At 43.7% G+C, this 18,778-nt stretch carries 13 protein-coding genes; 5 read left to right on the top strand and 8 right to left on the bottom strand.

From position 1 onward, the window contains the following. Positions 1-319 precede the first annotated feature (319 nt). Complete coding sequence (locus tag O9X84_RS07095; protein ID WP_269518978.1) at positions 320-2,761, bottom strand: DNA polymerase II; 2,442 nt, start codon at positions 2,759-2,761, stop codon at positions 320-322. Between the two features lie 284 nt (positions 2,762-3,045). Here O9X84_RS07095 and O9X84_RS07090 point away from each other — a divergent pair, with 284 nt between their 5' ends. Next, positions 3,046-4,083, top strand: a complete 1,038-nt coding sequence (locus tag O9X84_RS07090) for an MBL fold metallo-hydrolase (protein WP_269518977.1) — start codon at positions 3,046-3,048, stop codon at positions 4,081-4,083. Between the two features lie 182 nt (positions 4,084-4,265). Here O9X84_RS07090 and O9X84_RS07085 read toward each other — a convergent pair whose 3' ends face one another. The 5 genes from O9X84_RS07085 to O9X84_RS07065 form a co-directional block, all read right to left on the bottom strand. Then, a complete protein-coding gene (locus O9X84_RS07085; RefSeq protein WP_269518976.1) occupies positions 4,266-5,576 on the bottom strand; it encodes a sensor histidine kinase in 1,311 nt (436 codons plus the stop codon). Then, positions 5,576-6,160, bottom strand: coding sequence for a chemotaxis protein CheX (locus O9X84_RS07080; protein WP_269518975.1), 585 nt, complete (start codon positions 6,158-6,160; stop codon positions 5,576-5,578). Before O9X84_RS07080 ends, O9X84_RS07085 begins: the two co-directional genes overlap by 1 nt. After that, on the bottom strand, positions 6,157-6,522 hold the full coding sequence (locus tag O9X84_RS07075; RefSeq protein WP_269518974.1) for a response regulator: 366 nt from the start codon (positions 6,520-6,522) through the stop codon (positions 6,157-6,159). The genes O9X84_RS07080 and O9X84_RS07075 overlap by 4 nt, the downstream gene beginning before the upstream one ends. 255 nt (positions 6,523-6,777) lie before the next feature. Then, a complete protein-coding gene (locus O9X84_RS07070; RefSeq protein WP_269518972.1) occupies positions 6,778-7,959 on the bottom strand; it encodes a pyridoxal phosphate-dependent aminotransferase in 1,182 nt (393 codons plus the stop codon). A gap of 44 nt (positions 7,960-8,003) precedes the next feature. After that, positions 8,004-8,825 (bottom strand): sulfite exporter TauE/SafE family protein, encoded by an 822-nt coding sequence (locus tag O9X84_RS07065; protein WP_269518970.1) that lies wholly within the window; start codon positions 8,823-8,825, stop codon positions 8,004-8,006. A gap of 669 nt (positions 8,826-9,494) precedes the next feature. Here O9X84_RS07065 and O9X84_RS07060 point away from each other — a divergent pair. Then, positions 9,495-10,460 carry a LysR family transcriptional regulator gene (locus O9X84_RS07060; RefSeq protein ID WP_269518969.1) on the top strand — a complete coding sequence of 322 codons (966 nt, stop codon included), beginning with the start codon at positions 9,495-9,497 and terminating at the stop codon, positions 10,458-10,460. A 25-nt stretch (positions 10,461-10,485) separates the two neighbouring features. Here the strand turns inward: O9X84_RS07060 and O9X84_RS07055 are convergent, their stop codons facing one another. Next, positions 10,486-11,196: an endonuclease/exonuclease/phosphatase family protein gene (locus tag O9X84_RS07055; RefSeq protein WP_269518968.1), complete on the bottom strand. Its 711-nt coding sequence runs from the start codon at positions 11,194-11,196 to the stop codon at positions 10,486-10,488. Then, positions 11,184-13,391 carry a VTT domain-containing protein gene (locus O9X84_RS07050; protein WP_269518966.1) on the bottom strand — a complete coding sequence of 736 codons (2,208 nt, stop codon included), beginning with the start codon at positions 13,389-13,391 and terminating at the stop codon, positions 11,184-11,186. Before O9X84_RS07050 ends, O9X84_RS07055 begins: the two co-directional genes overlap by 13 nt. A 255-nt stretch (positions 13,392-13,646) precedes the next feature. On the opposite strand from O9X84_RS07050, the gene O9X84_RS07045 reads away from it, so the two are divergent. From O9X84_RS07045 to O9X84_RS07035, 3 genes are all read left to right on the top strand, one after another. Next, positions 13,647-15,389 (top strand): PAS domain S-box protein, encoded by a 1,743-nt coding sequence (locus tag O9X84_RS07045; RefSeq protein WP_269518964.1) that lies wholly within the window; start codon positions 13,647-13,649, stop codon positions 15,387-15,389. 325 nt (positions 15,390-15,714) lie between these two features. Continuing rightward, a complete protein-coding gene (gene katG, locus O9X84_RS07040; RefSeq protein WP_269518963.1) occupies positions 15,715-18,015 on the top strand; it encodes a catalase/peroxidase HPI in 2,301 nt (766 codons plus the stop codon). A gap of 266 nt (positions 18,016-18,281) precedes the next feature. Further along, entirely contained in the window at positions 18,282-18,767 is a 486-nt protein-coding gene (locus O9X84_RS07035) for a hypothetical protein (RefSeq protein ID WP_269518962.1), read from the top strand. Positions 18,768-18,778 lie beyond the last annotated feature (11 nt).

The raw sequence follows: 18,778 nt of genomic DNA, 5'->3' as shown, positions 1-18,778 counted from the left end.
CATGGTTGTTTGGTCTCAGTGATGTTTGGCGATTGATCTGATCACCAAACGTCATGAATGTTCCCTTCTTTTTTATCTCACTGATTTTGCTATTTTATTTGTGGGGATACCTCAGGGTCAGAACCCAATATATTGTCATCTTCAGCTTGTAAGTTTTGCTGTCGAAGTAAAAAATAAACGGGGTCAGAACAGTATTTATCCCCAACCTAAACAAACATAATCAAACTCAACGCTCATAAAAGAGGAATAGAACCCACTGTTGTTATCTATAGGCTCAAACGAGAATAGATAACAGAAAATGTGGATCTGACCCCCTTTATTAAAAGAGCATGAGTTGATCGTTGACGATGTCGCTGAAATCTATTCCGACTAATGGGAGGATACTTTCTGCGATTGGGCGAATTTGCTTGTCAACATAATGATTATAGTCTAGCGGGGAGCGCACCATATCGCTGGTCTGGGGGCCATTTAATGTAATCACATAGGATATGGTTCTATTACGTTGATACTGCAATGGTGCTCGACGCTCTGCATTTAGTTTGTCGGCCAAAATAGCGGCCTTCACATGAGGTGGATGAGATTTTGTATAAGACGACAGCGGTTTTCTTAAACGCTTTTTATAAATCAGCTGTTGGTCTGCATCCCCACTATTTATCTTATCAATCGTATCTCGTATAAATTGATTCACAGGCTGCTGTTTAAATACTTTACTGTAAAGCTCGTACTGAAAGTCCTTTGCTAATTGTGTCCAATCAGAGCGAACGTTTTCTAGCCCTTTAAACACTAATTCTTCGGTCTCAGTACTCTTATTTATGTTATCTTCAGAGAAAGTGGTACCGTCATCGTCGTTAGATGCCCGTTGAGGCTCAGTATGTTCTATCCCCGTATCTCGAATACCAGCATAACGTTTCTTACTTCCCTCTGATGAACCTCTGATAGTAGGCATAAAGAACTTGGTAAAATGAGATTCAAACTCAATCTCTAGCTCGCAGGTGAGGTTAAATTCTTTAGCGATAAGATTCTGCCATTTTTGATTGATAATTGTAGCAAGCTGCTTACCTGTTTCCTTAGGCGTACCGAGTGAAACATTATCATTTAAGTGAACAAAGGTTGAGTCTGTATCACCGTAGATAACCGTATATCCTAACTCTTCAATCCATTTCGCAGTGGTCTGCATAATGTCATGGCCACGTAGGGTAATTGAACTGGCGAGTCTAGGGTCGTAAAAAGGGCAGCCGCCACTACCTAATACGCCATAAAACGAGTTCATTATAATCTTGATAGCCTGAGAGCGGGGTTTGTCTTCTTGACGCTTTGCTTCGTCACGTTGTGCCCAAAGATTTTTGATAATGTCGGGCAAGAAGTGTTTGGTACGGCTAAAAACAGCTCCCTTGAAGCCAGGAATGGCTTTTTCAGGAGAAAGCAAACCTTCAGCTAACCCCAAGGGGTCGATATTAAATGTGCGTATTATTGACGGATAAAGGCTTTTAAAATCTAAAACCAGTACATCATCATACAGTCCTGGTAAGGAACGCATTACGTATCCACCAGGGCTTGCAAGCCCGCCATTTGACGGTCGCACGCCAGCAACATAATGCTCTCTATGCAGCTTTGGTAAATATACGTTTAAAAACGCGGCAACTGACCCACCGGGTCTACCTAACTCAAGTCCCGTCAACGTGCCTCGCAGCGTTAAGAAATCAATAAACTGGGTTTTTTGTTGGATACTGTTTACGAGTTCGCTGTCTTTAAAGTTGTAGTCGGCAAGAGATAAGGGCGCGTGCAAATACTGATGCTTGATTGCCTTGAGTTTATCGTCTTCTTGAATAAGCTTATTTTCGTTTAAAAGCTGCTCGGCTACATTGTCTAAAGAAAACGAGTCGAAGTGATATGTCATTGTTTTTAGCGCTTCTATACCGTCGACAATGCAGCGGCCCGGTATATTAACCAGTACTTGGTCATCCCATTCTCTCGCCGTGGCCTCTCTACCCTGTCGGCCCATCAATAGTTTTTCATTAACGCGCTTTGCACGTCGCGCTATGACAGCGAAGTCAAACTGCTTCACATTCCAGCCCAAAATAATATCAGGGTCGATGCTGCAGATTCGGGAGAAAAATACGTTGAGCAGCGTTTTCTCGCTATCAACCACCGTCAACGTGTAATGCTGACTCGTTGATACTAATTCCTTACTTTCGAAAGTAGGGGGCCTAACTAAGATGACTTCGTTATGGCTCTCACCTGCGATTGAAATGCTAAATAGTGATTCGGTCTCATCGCATTCAATATCAACACTTACCCAGGTGAATGCTGGCAAATAGTTAGACGGTCTAATTCGAGCGTTAGTTATTTCATTGTCGTTGCTAGGAGAAACAAACTCTATAGCACCATAAATGAAACGTTCCATAAGGTATCGGTCGGCTAACCGAATATCTGCTTCATAAAGCGTGATACTATTTTCGGTCGCAATTTTTCTGAGCTTGTGCATTTGGCTTTCGGTATTGGTTTTTACAGTAACAACCGATATTTGCTCTAGTGTTTTAAAGTGGTCAGAGGGAAAGGACACATCACGGCGCAACATACCTGAGGCGGCTAAAGCACTTATAAGTTTGTCTTTATTATCCATAGCAACAAAACAAGTGGGCTGCTGAGGCGAAGACACTAGCCTTACCGTCTTTTCGTGTGTTTTCACCCACAGCTCAACAAACGCCTTACCCTTTTCGGTAAACGTGCTTTTATTGAGAATATAACCTTGTTTAATCACGCCATGCTTTTCTTTTGTTTATCAACTCTAAACAATGAGCTACTACCACTTTTCAAAACCTATTGCTGCTAATTCGCTATTAGAAACCCGATTCCCAGCCAGAAAAGCTAAGTATACCGCACCTCGCCGTCGGTTATCCTCATTCCATTATCTACAAAGTCAGCACATTGTTATAACTTACTACTATAGATGTTCATTCGAGAGATACGTTTGTTTTTACGTTTAAGCCGCGTTAGAAGTAACATCCCGTATAATCAGTTTTATATCTTTAAAAGAGGTATGCCATGCAATATCTAGCAGACAAACAGCCACAGCCTGGTGAACTTGTTGAAATTGCGAACGGTGTTATGTGGCTAACTATGCCTTTGCCGTTCGAACTTGACCACATTAATCTCTATCTTATTAAAGATGGAGACAACTGGGTGGTTGTTGATACGGGTATTGGTACGTCGACAACGAAAGCGTTGTGGCAACAGATATTTGAAAAGCTCGATGGCAACATATCCGCCGTTATCGTCACCCATCTTCATCCCGACCACATTGGGCTAGCGGGTTGGATTGCCGACGAATTTGACGTTCCTTTTTATATGTCACAAACAGAGTACTTCACTGCTAGAGCGTTTTGTGCGGGTAAAAATGGTGCGTCGAATAAAAGAGATGTCCGTTACTTTAGTCAAGCTGGCCTAGACAGCGAGCTAGTTGAGAAGCTTACTCAGGGAGACGGCAAGGGGTTTAGCCAGGTAGTATCGCCTATTCCAGTGAGTTATAGGCGATTGAAGCACAATGATGTGCTGTCATTTGATAATAAAGAGTGGAAAGTATTGGTTGGAAGAGGACATTCTCCAGAGCACGCTTGTCTCTACTGCGAAAGTAAAGGGGTGTTAATTTCGGGGGACCACATACTGCCCATGATAACGCCTAATATTGGCGCTTACTCTACCGAACCTGACGCGCTTACTTTGCATGACTACCTCACCACGCTCCCTCCGTTCAAAGCGCTCCCAGAAGATACAGTTGTATTACCCGCTCACAAGCTCCCGTTTGTAGGCTTGCACCAACGGGTTGATGAGTTACTTGCTCATCACCATCAACATCTCTGCGCATTAAAAAAAGCCTGTGCAACACCCCAAACAGTGGCTCAGTTGTTGCCCGTGATGTTTAAGCGAAAACTCTCTAGTAGAAATATGGTTTTTGCCGTGGCGGAGTGTTACGCCCATTTGAATTATTTGGTTGCCGAGGGGGAACTAACAAAAACGCTAGTAGATGATAGTGTATTAACGTTTACTCAGTGCTCGTCCGCTAAACTGACAGCAGCTAGTTGAGAGCGGCTAAACTAACAGGCCCTAGAAAAATACGTATTACGTGTTTATTTTACGTGACTAATACAAGTGTTGAGCCCAGCACTACCTCACAAAATGCGCTGGAACTATTAGCAAGGAGCTATAAACCAGTAACTATGTTAGAAACTGAGCCAGAATCTAGGCAAGTCGCTTTTTCGTTAGCGCTATTTTGAAAGCGCTTCAGTCGCGGTCTCTAAATTGTCAGTAGACGGAGATTGCGGGGGGCTTTTGGGGATCGTAATTTGCACAACGGTGCCTTTTCCTTCTTTACTGCTGATAGACACTTTTCCCTGATGTTTCTCTATTGCGGTATAGGCAACAGATAAGCCCAATCCCTGACCTTGCCCTTCAGGTTTGGTAGTAAAGAAAGGTTCAAATATACGCTTTACGTTTTGTTCAGCAATACCACACCCGCTGTCTAAAATTTTAAACGCAATATCATTGTCGTTTTCGATAACGCTAAGCTTTATAAAGCCTTTATCTTCAATGGCCTGGGCTGCGTTAACCATTACGTTCATCAGTGCTTGCTTGAGCGTGCCAGGGTCGCCAATGATTTCTAGCTTTTCCTTAGCACATTCAAACTTATACTCAGGCTTTGCATACTGCGCCGATATTAATGTAATAAGCTGTTTTGCCACGCTGCATACTTCAATCGTTTGATAGCCATCAGCGGTCTCTAAAGAAAAGTTTTTAAGGTTTTCGACGATGTCTCTCACACGACCCAAACCTTCGCTCGACTCATCAATAAGCTCGGTAATATCGTCCTTTAGCATTGCATAGTGGTTACTTTCATACAGAGATTGAATCTGTTCTTGCATCTCTTCTGTGAAATGAGTGATTTGAGATTCCACACCATCACATATTGCCAAAAGATGTGATGCATACTGAGACAAGGTATCTAAGTTTGCAGTAACAAAGCCTATAGGATTATTGATTTCATGAGCTATACCTGCTGCTAACTGTCCCGTAGAGGCCATTTTTTCAGCTTGAATAAGCTGGCTTTGTGCGGTATCCAGTTTTCTGATGAGCTTACGCTGCTCAGCGTGTTCTCTTTTTAGCGCCTGAGAGAGCTTTTGCTGGGCACGAAAATAGCTAGCCTGGGCGGTTACATCTTGAAGGAATATGCAGGCTAATTTTCTGCTGGATGTATTATCTTTTATGGGAATGATTTCCATATTTTGATACATCTGGGTTTCTTCACCCGTAATGGGGCGGCTACTTTTAAACGGGAATATGTGTGGCCGTTGTTCCCAATAACTAAAGCTGGGGTGTTGCAACACAAACACCGACTTAAGTCGCCGTTTGAGAAATTTTCCTTGGCCTTTGAATAATTCAGTGACAGGTTGTTCTTTATAGTCTTTTCGCAACTCGTGTGGCAAGCGGTCTAAAAAAAAGTCATTCAAGTAAACCACGTTGAATGCTTCGTCAACAATGCCGATCCCAACGGGAAGTTTACCAACGAGTTGTTCGAACATTACCCGAGTAACTCATCCAATGTGTCTTTCATTCTGATGAGAGATTCATCGTCTAAACAAAAAACGACGCGCATGCTGAAAGAGGATATCGCGATAACAAATTGCACTTCCATGACCAATGTATGTTGCCACTGCAAATCAGTGAAGTTCGACTTTTCAGGTTGAAATAGGGTTGGCATATTTAAGTTCGTGGTCAGCTCTAACTGATCAGACAGTCCCGCTAAGCAGGCACCTGCAAGAATGTTGCAAAGTTCTAGTATGATTTCTTGAACGTCTTCTTTTGTAAGAGGCTCTTCGTAATCCATAAGTTTTGCCACCTCTGCCAGTCCAGACTGAGATAGCACCGACATGACTTCGCCGTGAATATCGCCTAAAAATGACTGGCGGGTATAAAATGCATCTTTGGTTTCAAACAATAGACTGTATAGCTCATCCGGCGTAACGGTAGAGATTAATGGAATAGATATATCAATTTTCGTTTCAATAAGTTGAGCAAGTGAATTAGCAGCTTGCCCCATTGATATATTGAGCAACTCTTGCAGCGCATCTCTTTGATCTTCGTCAAGTGGTAACACAATACTCATAAGTACCCCAATTCGAACATCGCCATCGCGAGCTCTTCTTTGTCTAGTGGTTTTCTCAAAAAACGCTTTGCGCCAAGTGATATCACAATCTTTTGTTTCTCTGGCTGAAAATCAGCACTGATAACAATAACGTTGAGTGTACTTGCTTGGTCATGAAGGTATTCCAACACGCCAACGCCATCTACCTCGGGCATAGTGAGGTCGAGCAATAGTAGATCAAACGTTGTGTCTGTCAGCAAGTTTATGGCCTCTTGGCCATTCGTTGCTTCACTAATGGTATAGTCTAAATCTTGTGGCAATGCGCGAATTACACTGCGTCTTGACAGCTTAGAGTCATCAGCAACTAAAACAGATATCGACATTAAAAATCTCCTAGATGGCATCTATCATGTCTGCACAGTAGTAAAGTATGTGCAAGATTAGCGTTACTGCAACAATCGATGAAAAAAAGTTTGCAGATAGCCGTACTTTTAATATTTTTGATTATATGGCAAAAGTGACTTTTGTGCGTATTATACTTTAAGTCTAAAAGTGTGGCCAAAGAGGTAAATGAATAGGTCTATAGAGGTTTTAGGTCTGTGCGCCGGGATTGAAGACGCACAGGAAAACAGTGCTGATTAAACGTTTTGGGCTTTTTCCATCTTTTCTAGGGCTTCTGGTATTGCATCAATATACCTTTGCACATCGCTAATTGTGCCCATGCTAACCCGAGACCAATTGTTGTAACTTCTGTAAATACCGCGGATCAATATGTCTTTTTCAGCCATTGCACGTCTGAAGTGTTCAGCATTTCCACTTCCTAAATTGACAAAGACGAAATTAGTACTCGATGATGCGGCTGTCAAACCGTTAGCTTTCACAGCATCCATCACCATCGCGCGGCCCTGTAGAATTTTATCTTTTGAAAACGTGAGAAATGCATCATCGTTATAGCTTGCAATCGCTGCCGCAAGACCGGCTTGGTTCAACGTGTAATTACCCATCCCGTATTGATTTACCCATTCAGTATTTTGTTCTGATGCTATTAGGTAACCCACCCGCATACCCGCAAGGCCATAAATTTTCGAGAAGGTACGAGCCACGACTATATTGTGGCCAGCTTTAACGAGTGGGATCATGGTATGTGCCGATGGGTCATCGGTAAGTTCGTTGTATGCTTCATCTACCAGCACCAGCGTTTTCTTAGAGGCTTTAATGCAAAACTCTCTCAGCGCTTTAGGGTCTAAAATTTTTCCAGTTGGGTTATTAGGGTTACATATGTGCACCATACCAATAGAGCCATCGATAGCGTTGTAAATAGCGTCTAAATCAATATCTAGCGCGGCCGTATTAGCTACGCGGATAATTTCACGACCCCCTTGTTTTTCAGGCGCTTTGGACGTGGTATCCCAAAATAGATCAGGCCCTAAAATATTGCCCTTTTGACTAGCCGCTAACGCGGTATAAGATAAAATTGGGCTTGAGCCTGCGCTTAGCGATATATTTGTTTTTTCAATGCCGTGTCGCTCTGCAATCATGTCTATTAATCTCATGGCTGCAGGATAGGCATAGTATGCACCACCTTGCGCTGCAGCATCCGATATGGCTTTAAGTGCCGCAGGGCTGGGGCCAAATGGATTTTCGTTGGCATTAAGTTTGGCTACCCCTGGTTTAGGGCCATAGCGAAGTGGCGGTTGATTTTTTAATGCCTGAGCGGTTGCTGCCTGGGCGCCTAGGGTGGTAACAATGCCGCTTGCTCCTAAAGCCGTAGCCGCGGCGCTTCCGCCAAGAAATAAACGTCTTGAGCGATTCATAGTCATGGTGTTATTCCTTTTTCTTCATCATTAATTTTTCTGTTACTCGCCTACATTGCTTTGTAAAACATAGCGCTAGACACAAGGACGAGATAGATACCAAATAAGCGCTTCAGTCTTTTTTCACTAAAGTTATGGGCCATTTTGGCCCCAATAGGCGCGGTAAAAATAGCGCCAATGCTAATAGCCACAAGGGCAGGTAGATTGATGTAGCCAACGGTACCAAACGGCAGTGCACCAGTTTGAGAATGTGTCATAAATAAAAAGCCGATAGCACCGGGTAACCCAATTAAAAAGCCAACGCCTGCAGCGGTAGCTACCGCTTGCTGAATACTGCGTTTGCACATCACCATGGTGATAACGGTTGGTGTGCCGCCACCAATACCCAGCAATGCAGAAAAGCCTCCTAGTACGAAGGCAAGCAACGCTTTACCCTTTCCCGAGGGCATCGCGAATACAAGGCCTGGTCGAACGACGAATTCAGGAAATAAAAAATACACCGAGTACAATAATACTCCGGCCGCGAATACCACGGTGAGGCCGTTAGCGCTGGTATAACTTGCAATCGCCACTCCACCTATTACACCCAGCACAAGCCAAATGCTCCACGAGCGAAGTATATCGAAATCCACAGCACCTTTTGCTTTATGGGCCATGACAGAACGAGCACTAGAAACAACAATAGAGGCTAATGAGGTTCCAATGGCCACTTTTACCAATGCCTCTGAAGGAGGAGTAAAGAAAGGAAACACGGCTAAAAGGGCAGGTACTACGACAAAACCTCCACCATTGCCGAACAGGCCTGCAGTTATCCCTGCAATTGCACCTGTTGCACATAACGTAACTACAAACAGCAGTAGTTCTATTTCCATTAACGCTTTTGCTCCGTTGAAAGTTGTTGCACTGATAAATTGATGAACTTGAGCGTTTAACAGTAGTCAGGCTTGGCGTTCTTGTATGCGTTCTTATATGTATTGTTATAAGTGTCGTTATTTACGTCGCTTATATGCACTTATTTTAAGCAATACAATGCACAACAAAGGCGCTATGCAAGGAGACTATTCCAGCCTTCGCCCATTTTAAAAAATGCGTTTCATGTTCGTAGGCTAAAAGCTCTTTTACCAGCGAGGAAGAAAGAACATTATTTAGGGGTATAAGGAAAGTATTGAGCCTGTCCTCGAACCATTGATTTTATTGGTCTGTAGCTAGTTAAGTCGATGCTTTAAATTTTTAGGGATGAGACGCCAGAAAAACCCATGCTGTATGTCGTAGTCGATAGATACGGCTGTACGTGAGAGGTTCTGTGAACAAAATTGGGAGCAAATCTGTGAGCAAATTTGGTGGCATATACTTTGCTGCTCTCGTCTATACAAAAGAGCAATGCTAAGCATGCTTGCTGTAAACGGCCTTATTGAGAACAGTCTCTGGCGATAAACCACTTAGCTATAAATTGCCGGCTTATTACTACCTATTCAACACAGCGACTGCGTGAGCAAGTATGCATCGGTGTGTTGATTTATCAATTTTACCGAGGTGGTGTTGTGCATTCAAAACAATTGGAATATTTTGTTACCGCCGCGAAGAAAGGCAGTATTGCGTCTGCAGCACGAGCACTTAGTATTGCTCAACCAGCAGTGAGTCAACAACTGGCAAGTCTAGAAAGAGAGATTAAAGCCACCTTGTTTAACCGCAGCTTTGCGGGAATTACCCTCACTGCTGCGGGTGAAATTTTTCTTACTCATGCAATAGCACTGTTAGAGCAAATGGATATTGCCAAAAATGCAGTAAGCGAGAAAAGTCACTCGCAAAATAGAGTAATTAAAATTGGCGTTATTCCCTCTATTGGAAATGTGGTCTCGCTGCCGCTGCTTACTGAAATGGGTAAATCGAGTGAAAGATTAAAAGTAGAAATAAGTACAGGTCCTTCCTACACCATCAAAGACTGGCTTGAATCAAAGCACATCGATATCGCGTTAACTTATCGAGAAGCTATCGATGATAAAAGCACACATGCTACCCCTTTGATTCAAGAAGAAATGCACCTGGTGTTTTCTGCATCCACTGAAAAGCGAGAATTTGAATTTCTTCGTCATCGAGCAGAAGTTTCGTTTCGTGAGTTGCGGGAGGTTCCTTTACTCTCGCCGGGATTAAAAGATTCACTAGGGCAGTTAATTGCGAATTACGAACAAAAAACAGGTGTAATGTTAAATCACGATCACGCTTATTCCGGACAATTAATGACAGGCTTGCGACAAGTTATTAATGGTGAAGGCGTAATGATTCTGCCTACATCCGCTATTTTTCATCTCAAAGAGTCTGGCCTAGTGGAGTCAGTTAAAATCGTAGAGCCAGATATGCACCGCACGGTGTTCGCATTTACAGACAAAAATGCAGTTAAACAACGGCATATTCAACAAGCCTTGGGTACTATCAAAAAGGTGGTTAGCGCCGAATATGACCTTCAGCACTGGTGTGGCAAGCTTGAATTTGCCACATCAGTTACTTAGTGTAGATAGTGATGATAACTGGTTACTAACCTTGTTCTGGTAATTCGATATCGATAAGCACAGGAAGATGATCAGACATTACTGCGGTTCTCTTGTCCTTAACTTTGCCGTACTTCTGCACGCGAATATCACTTGATACCCACACTCTGTCGAGGGAAAAAACAGGGAAGCCACTAGGAAATGTCGCCCCCATTTTTTGCTGGTGTAGCAATGAATTTAAAGACGTAAACGCTTTTGAGAAAAACTGCCATTCGTTGAAGTCGCCTGCAAGCACCATAGGTGTTGGGTGACTCTCTAACCGCTTTTCTAAATAGGTATGCAACAGCGAGAACTGAGATTTTCTCTCTTTTGTTTTAAGCCCTTTGTGCGTATTTACCACTGTTAACGGGCCTTTTTCCGTTTGAAGCTCAACTAACTGAACATTTCGCGGTTGTCTACCGTCCTGACTTACATCCAATGTTTCTGTAGACAAAACGTCAAAGCGACTCAATACTGCATTGCCGTACCACCCATCGGGCTCAGTAAGTGCCGGGGATGCAGTCAGACTAAACGCATTGTTGGCGCAGATATCGTTAATATCCTGCGCCGTATCCCTGTCACTTGGGCGGGTATCCATTTCCTGCAATAACACAATGTCAGCACCAAGTTGTGTTAAATACTGCCCAATCCTTTTGTAGTCATGCTGCTTATCTGTTCCTATGCCACCGTGAATATTATAAGAAACTATGCGGCACATTCTTCACTCTCACTGTTTTCCGATTGTTTATCAGACGCATTGGCCTGTTTCTTCTGTTGATAATAGCGTGCAAATTTTTGCGAGCCCCATATCAGAAACGCCCAAAGTAATATGCCTGCTACAAGGTAGCTAATCGACTCAATAGACGGGTTACGCCAAATCTGAGTAATCGAGTCTCCCACTAGGCCTTTCGCTATCATCGGTGGAAACATACCAAGAAAGGTCCCTACCAAGAATTGAAAAATACCGATAGATGAAATACCCGCCACCAGGTTCACTAAGCTGAAAGGGGCTACAGGCAACATACGTATAGCTGCAACACCTACTATGCCGCTGCGCTTAAGTTTTTCATCCACTGCAGCAACTTTCGGCCCGCCAAGTTTTCGTAACCCAGCATTGCCCGAAAGCTTACCAATACCAAATAGTATGGCCGAGCTTAATAATGCCCCCATCATTCCGTAAACTGGCCCCCATATAGGGCCAAAAATAGCCGCAACGGCGAGGGATAATACGGTAACAGGGAAAAAGAGAATGCCGCCTATTACATAAACTAGAAGCACAGTGGGTAGGGCAAAATAGGTGCCGCGACTTTCTTCTAAAAATGCATTGATGCTATCGGCACTTAGCCAAGAAATAGATTGGCTGGCCCAAAACATAAGACCGCCAAGTACCGCCAATACGGTTAAGCCGATGGCTATCATTATACTGCGGCGCCTTGGGTTTCTAGCAGGTGTCACAGCGCCGCCTAAAGTGGGAATAGAAATAAGCGGCTCTTCGGGGTCTGACAATGATCGAAAAAGATTGCTACTCGACTGCTCAGTAAATATTTCATCTCGCACTTCAGTTAATACGTACCCGTGTGCGATTTGGCCGCGCATAAGGGCGTCAACAGGCTGTGATTCTTTGAGAATCGTTTCCATGTCTTCTATCGTTCTGCCCGTATGCTCTGCTAAAAGGTCATTTCTCACATGGGCAATGCTTTGTCTATTTTGAGGTGTATTACCAAACAGTACGGTGTCAATTTCAGTATCTAAGGTCATTGAGCGGTTGCTCAAATTTGATGAGCCGATAACGAGATACTTATCATCAATGGTCATTACCTTTGAATGAATACGCTTGTATGCTCTGCGACCCTGCATATCTTCAATAGACGAGTACGTAACTTTTACTCGCTCAGGGGCGATGCCTTTCTCTAAGATAGATTTAAACTGTATTCTACTTGCCCAGAACGCTTCGCATTCAAACTTTCCCTTGGGCTCGTAAGAACTCACAATACACACGCTTAAGTCAGGCTTTAATTTGAGCTGCCTATTTAATGCTTCTGCTATTTCTTGGCGGGTGGTGAACTGATTTTCAATATAAATAATTGATTCAGCTTCGTTTATGAGGTCGAGCAGCATGTTGCGTACTTCTTGCGCAGGTTCTACTTCATCCATAAATGGGATGGTTCTAGCAAGTGCACACTCAACATTCTCAAAAATAGGTGGGTAATCTTGCGGCCATGATGGTGGAATAGGCGCATCCATACTTACATTTGCGTCATCTCTCACCATAATAGGAGTTTCGTTTGCTACGCGCTGCCATCTCCAACGAACGAGTTTAGAGAAGTCGGCCACTACAGGGCCACTTGATACCATTTGAACATCATGCAGGGGGCCATATTCGCCATCTGGTCCGTCACGCTCTTCAGATACAACGGGGTGATCTCTTGTGTCCCAACGGTTGGTTGATACATCCATGCCACCAGAAAAAACTAGCTCGTCATCAATAAGCACAATTTTCTGGTGCTGGCTTCCGCCCATAGGAATGGTATCGTCGAGTTCGGTTTTTACATTGTCAGGCGTCTTTTCATCCCACGCCTCTTTTGCCCACATTTCTCGCTGTGCGAAAAAAGCTAATGACGAATCCCAACGTAGCAGATAGACTTTAATTTCGGGGTTTTGTTCAGCCTTCCATTTAAGCAGGTCGCTTATTCTACTTGGCGCTTCGCTTTGCTCCTCATCTTTACCTCGGATGAGGCGAATTCGACTATCGATGTCCCAGCCAACGATAAATATGCTGTGTTGTGCTTTGACAATCGCACTGTGCAACGCTTTGTAATAGTTGCCGCAGTCAATGAGGGGCGCTGCGTAGGCTGCATTGCTTTTTACCCAACAGTTTTCACCCGGTTCAAATATATTATTTTGCGATGTCATTACGGTACCCTTTGGCTAATCATTTCCTTCAACAGTACACAGCTGCAGAAATTGTTCCGCTTTTACCGGTGATGGCTGCCGATTTAAGAGTATGTTTTTATTAAATAAATTTTAAATTTAACGCCGTCTGTATCTGAATGTACGGTAGTGTATTGTAATTCTTTCACGCCGTAGGGCCTTATTTTCGTTCTAATTGGTAAAAACCGTATTTATCGCCTATATATTGTTTTGGTAATACATCGGAGTTTGATAAAGATGGCGTTTTTTTTCCGAGAGAATGCGGCGAAGCAGGCATTATCCCAATCCATTCTTGCTGTTGTTACGATAGATGAAAACAATAATATTACGTTTTACAACGAAGCAGCTTCAAAAATGTGGGGCTATGCTCCCTCAGAAGTCCTTGGTAAAAACATTAAGATGCTCGTACCAAGAGAACATCAATCAAATCACGACAGTTATGTGAATACTCACCGTAACACTGGCGTTAATAAGATTGTAGGGAGTTCACGCGAAGTAGAACTTGAGACTAAGTCGGGGCAGCGGATATGGGTGCAGCTTGCGCTTTCTCAGGTTCTCGTGGGCGGAAAAAAACATTACACGGCATTTGTGCGTGACGTCACGGAAGAGCGAGAAGCTCGAGAAATTGTAGAGCAAACCCTCGAGCAAGCTCTTGATGCGGTTGTATGCATTAATGAGCGCAACGAGGTGACACTTTTTAATGCATCCGCTGAGAAATTTTGGGGATACAAGCGTGAAGAGGTTATTGGTAAAAACGTCAAAATGCTGGTTCCTCAAGCCATTCAGGCAAATCACGATAATTACGTGAACGCAAACAGAGAGACGGGACAGGATAAAATTGTTGGTACTAGTCGCGAGGTACGGGTAGAACGAAAAGACGGTAAAGAATTATGGGGTAGGCTGTCTCTTTCTAAGGTGCGTCTTGCCGATAGAACGCTGTATACCGCATTTGTAAGAGACGTTACCGTAGAAGTAGAACAACGTGAATTACAACGAATGCTGTCGTTGGTGGCTAACGAAACTGATAACGCGGTCATCATTTCTGATTCAGAAGGGCTGATTGAGTACGTTAATAACGGTTTCTATCGCCTCACAGGCTGGAGCTTAGAGGAAGTAAAAGGTAAAAAGCCAGGCTCATTCCTGCAAGGCGAAGAGACCGACCACCGAACCGTAGACGTTATTCGGCAAAAACTTAAAAATCGCGAAGCGTTCTACGATGAAATCCTCAACTATCGCAAAGACGGTTCACCTTACTGGACATCACTGTCTATCAATCCGGTTTTCAAAGAAGGCCAGTTAGTTAACTTTATTGCGGTACAGGCTGACATCACTCGCGTTAAACAAATGGCCCTCGACTTTACCAATAAACTCAATGCCATTGGTAGTGCGCTTGTGCTCTTAGAAATGGAACCAGATGGTAAATTAATAGAAGCTAATAAGTTACTCAGAGAGACTATTAAAGGTGCTTACGATTCTAAAGATTTTGCACGAGAGCTTATGTCTCGCCTTACCACTGAGGATTTATCGCAGCTGAATTCAACTGGCTTTGTATCTAAGATTTTAGAGTTTAAGAGCAATGACAAATACTTAGCGTTTGACGCGAGAGTAAGTGCACTGAAAAACTTTAATGGTCAAATTACCCGATATGTATTTTTTGCCATTAATGTGTCTTCTCGCAAACAAGCGGTTAACGATACACAAGGAGCAATGCAAGAGCTACTCACTACAAGTCAGACTATCAGCACCATTGTCGGTACTATCAACTCTATATCGGAACAGACAAACTTACTGGCACTTAACGCTGCTATCGAGGCTGCGCGTGCCGGAGAAATGGGTAGGGGCTTTGCAGTTGTAGCTGATGAAGTAAGAACGCTCGCTGGTAACTCTCAATCCTCATCAAACGAAATCGACAACCTTGTTAAAACGACGGTGTCGAAAATTGAAGAACTCGCAAAATTAATCAAAGGCATCGACGGTTAAATAATACAGCGGCGTGGATAACACGCCGCTTCTGTTTGTCATTCAGCAGAAGATGTTAAATAAAGTCGCAACGCCCATAACGTTGTCGCTGATGGTGTAATAAAAAACAGAATAGTAGCCTTGAATTTTCTCTAAGCTAAAGAAAATTAACAAAAAATTTATTGATTGGAAAATACTATTAAGTGAATCCAATTTATTAACTATCACTAGTAGCCACTTCTGACTATCTTTATCTGCGTTAAAAGTAAAATTATTGTTAATCAAATAACCAAACAAGACATTTCTTTTTTGGTTTTGGTACAACTAGCACCAACGGGATGAAAACATGACCATGATAAGGTTTAAAAGAACAACGCTATCCGCACTAGTAGCATTATCGTTAAGTGCAACAGGCGCCTTTGCTAATCAAGAAATCAGCAAGCCAGCAGGGGCAAAAGGTACTGGGATGACTAAAGCATTTCAGGCAAAAACCAATCAATTTTGGTGGCCCAATCAATTAGATCTTTCATCTCTTCGAGATCATGACAGCCGTTCTAATCCTCTTGGTGATGAGTTTAATTACGCTAAAGCGTTCTCAAAACTAGACCTAGACCAAGTAAAAGCTGACGTAAACGAGTTGCTTACGACATCACAAGACTGGTGGCCAGCAGATTATGGTAACTACGGTCCATTCTTTATCCGCTTGTCTTGGCACAGCGCAGGTACTTATCGCACGCTTGACGGAAGAGGCGGCGGTGATGGCGGTCAGATGCGGTTCAACCCGCTTAACAGCTGGCCAGATAACGGTAACCTAGACAAAGCACGTCGCTTACTATGGCCAATTAAGCAAAAGTATGGTGAAAGCCTTTCATGGGGTGACCTAATGATACTTGCTGGTACCGTAGGTATGGAAAACATGGGCTTCGACACCTATGGCTTTGCCGCCGGTCGTACAGACGATTGGGAACCAGACATGGTGTACTGGGGTCCAGAAGTGGAAATGCTAGCAAGCGATCGTGAAGAGAGTGATGGCGAGCTTAAGCGTCCGCTGGGCGCAACGCACATGGGGCTAATATACGTCAATCCGGAAGGCCCTAAGGGTGTTCCTGATCCGTTGGGCTCAGCGAAGAACATTCGAACTGCGTTTAAACGCATGGCGATGAACGACGAAGAAACCGTAGCGCTAATCGCCGGTGGTCACACCTTCGGTAAGATGCACGGTGCGCACAAACCTGCCGATTGTCTCGAGGGCGAGCCGGGGGCTGCTGGTTTAGAAGAGCAAGGTTTAGGATGGAAAAATAACTGTGGTAAAGGGCATTCTGAAGATACAGTAACCAGTGGTTTGGAAGGAGCTTGGACACAGGCGCCGACAAAATGGACAAGTTTGTATTTATCAAACTTGATGGGCTTTGAGTGGAAACAAACGCGCAGCCCAGCAGGTGCAGTACAGTGGATCCCTAAAGACGAATCTGCTCATCAGTCTGTTCCAGATGCCCACGTTGAAGGCAAAATGCACGCGCCAGTGATGACCACTGCCGACCTTGCATTAAAATACGACCCTGAATATCGCAAAATTGTAGAACGCTTTTTAGCCGATCCAAACGCGTATCAAACTGCATTCGCGAAAGCGTGGTTTAAGCTTACTCACCGAGATATGGGGCCGAAAGCTCGCTACTTAGGTAACGATATTCCAGAAGAAAACTTCATCTGGCAAGACCCGGTACCGGTTGCAGACTATAAAGCCATTTCTGCAGGTGATGTGAAAAAGTTAAAAGGCGAAATTTTAGATACAGGCCTTTCAATACAGGAGCTTGTTAAAACAGCGTGGGCCTCTGCGGCTAGCTTCAGAGCATCGGATTATCGTGGTGGCGCAAACGGTGCACGCCTAGCGCTTGCGCCTCAAGCAAGTTGGGAAGCTAACGAACCAGAATTAGTTAAGTCTGTTATCGCTAAGCTTAGAGAAGTACAAGGCAACTTTAATTCGAAAATGTTTACGAAGAAAAAAGTATCGTTGGCCGATTTGATTGTTATCGGTGGCGCTGCCGCTATTGAGAAAGCAGCATCAAATGCTGGTGTTAGCGTGGAAGTACCTGTTGTAGTGGGCCGAACAGATGCGACGCAAGAGCAAACAGATGTCAACGCTTTCTCGTTGCTTGAGCCAACAGCAGATGCATTTAGAAACTACTATGATGCAGAGGCAAGCTATCGCTCGCCTACTGAAATGCTAGTAGACAAAGCCGATCAGCTTAACTTGACGGTGCCAGAGATGACGGCACTCATCGGTGGCATGCGCACACTTGGCGCCAATACTGGCAATAGTAAGCACGGCGTGTTTACGGACAAGGTTGGTGCGCTAAGCAACGATTTCTTTGTTAACTTACTTGATATGTCGACAAAGTGGAGAAAGACTGATGATCCTGCTGTTTACGAAGGTGTAGATCGCAGCTCTGGTGAAGTGCTGTATACAGGTACGCCAGTGGATCTTGTATTCGGTTCAAACAGTGAGTTGCGTGCAGTTGCAGAAGCTTACGCTTACGACAATGCCAAAGAACGCTTCGTTACTGACTTTGTAGATGCATGGACAAAAGTTATGACGTTAGACAGATTTGACCTACGTCACGATGTTACTGCAAAGCTAGGTAGGTAGTAAAAGGGTAACCATCAATAAAACGGGGCTTCAGCCCCGTTTTTTGTTTGTAAGGCGTGCTTGCTTTTACAATGTGAGTGTAAAAGCCGCCCGTGATCTGTACGCTAAGAATTATGGGGTGAGGGGGTAAAGATTTCAGTCAATCTGCTTTACAGTCAAATACGCGATGGTTACGATTATCAGCGATGTATTTATGGCCTACTAGGGCATCAAGTCAAGAACAGCGCTTTATGCAAAGCGTTAGGTAATTCACAGGCAATAAATTTATGACCAGCCCACAGCGCACGCTAGTTGCGCTAGACATGTTAAGTGACGATATAAACCTATTGAACGATTCGCAAGTTAACAGCGAACTTCATTTTAAATTGCTCAGCGACTTCCTATTGCAGCTCAAGCAATTAAACGACAGTGTTCAACAAGAATCGGAAGCTGCGATGAGATGTCTGTTTGTTGGCTCTCAATTTGAACAAGCTATTGGCCGTAAATCTATGCTCATTGTTTATATGAAACTACTGAACTATGTATTGACAGCATGGGACGCAACTCTCAAAGCCGAAGCCATTATCAACGACAGCTTTGATGATAATGCGGATGTGCGATTGGAGCTTTTGCAAGTAAAGGCGATAAAGGCTAAATCACAACTAAAAACAGTGGCCTCGGCTATGGGCAAGCAAGACTATGAAGTGTTTTGCAGCTTACTAGGGCTTACTGCTGATAAGTGGCAGTGGGACACACTGCGCGCCCGTTTTTAAGGTTTTTACGC

This window comes from Alteromonas sp. BMJM2 (assembly GCF_027257845.1).
Lineage (GTDB): Bacteria > Pseudomonadota > Gammaproteobacteria > Enterobacterales > Alteromonadaceae > Alteromonas.
Note: the sequence above shows the minus strand (reverse complement) of the source record. Positions and strands in the feature narration are given on the sequence as shown.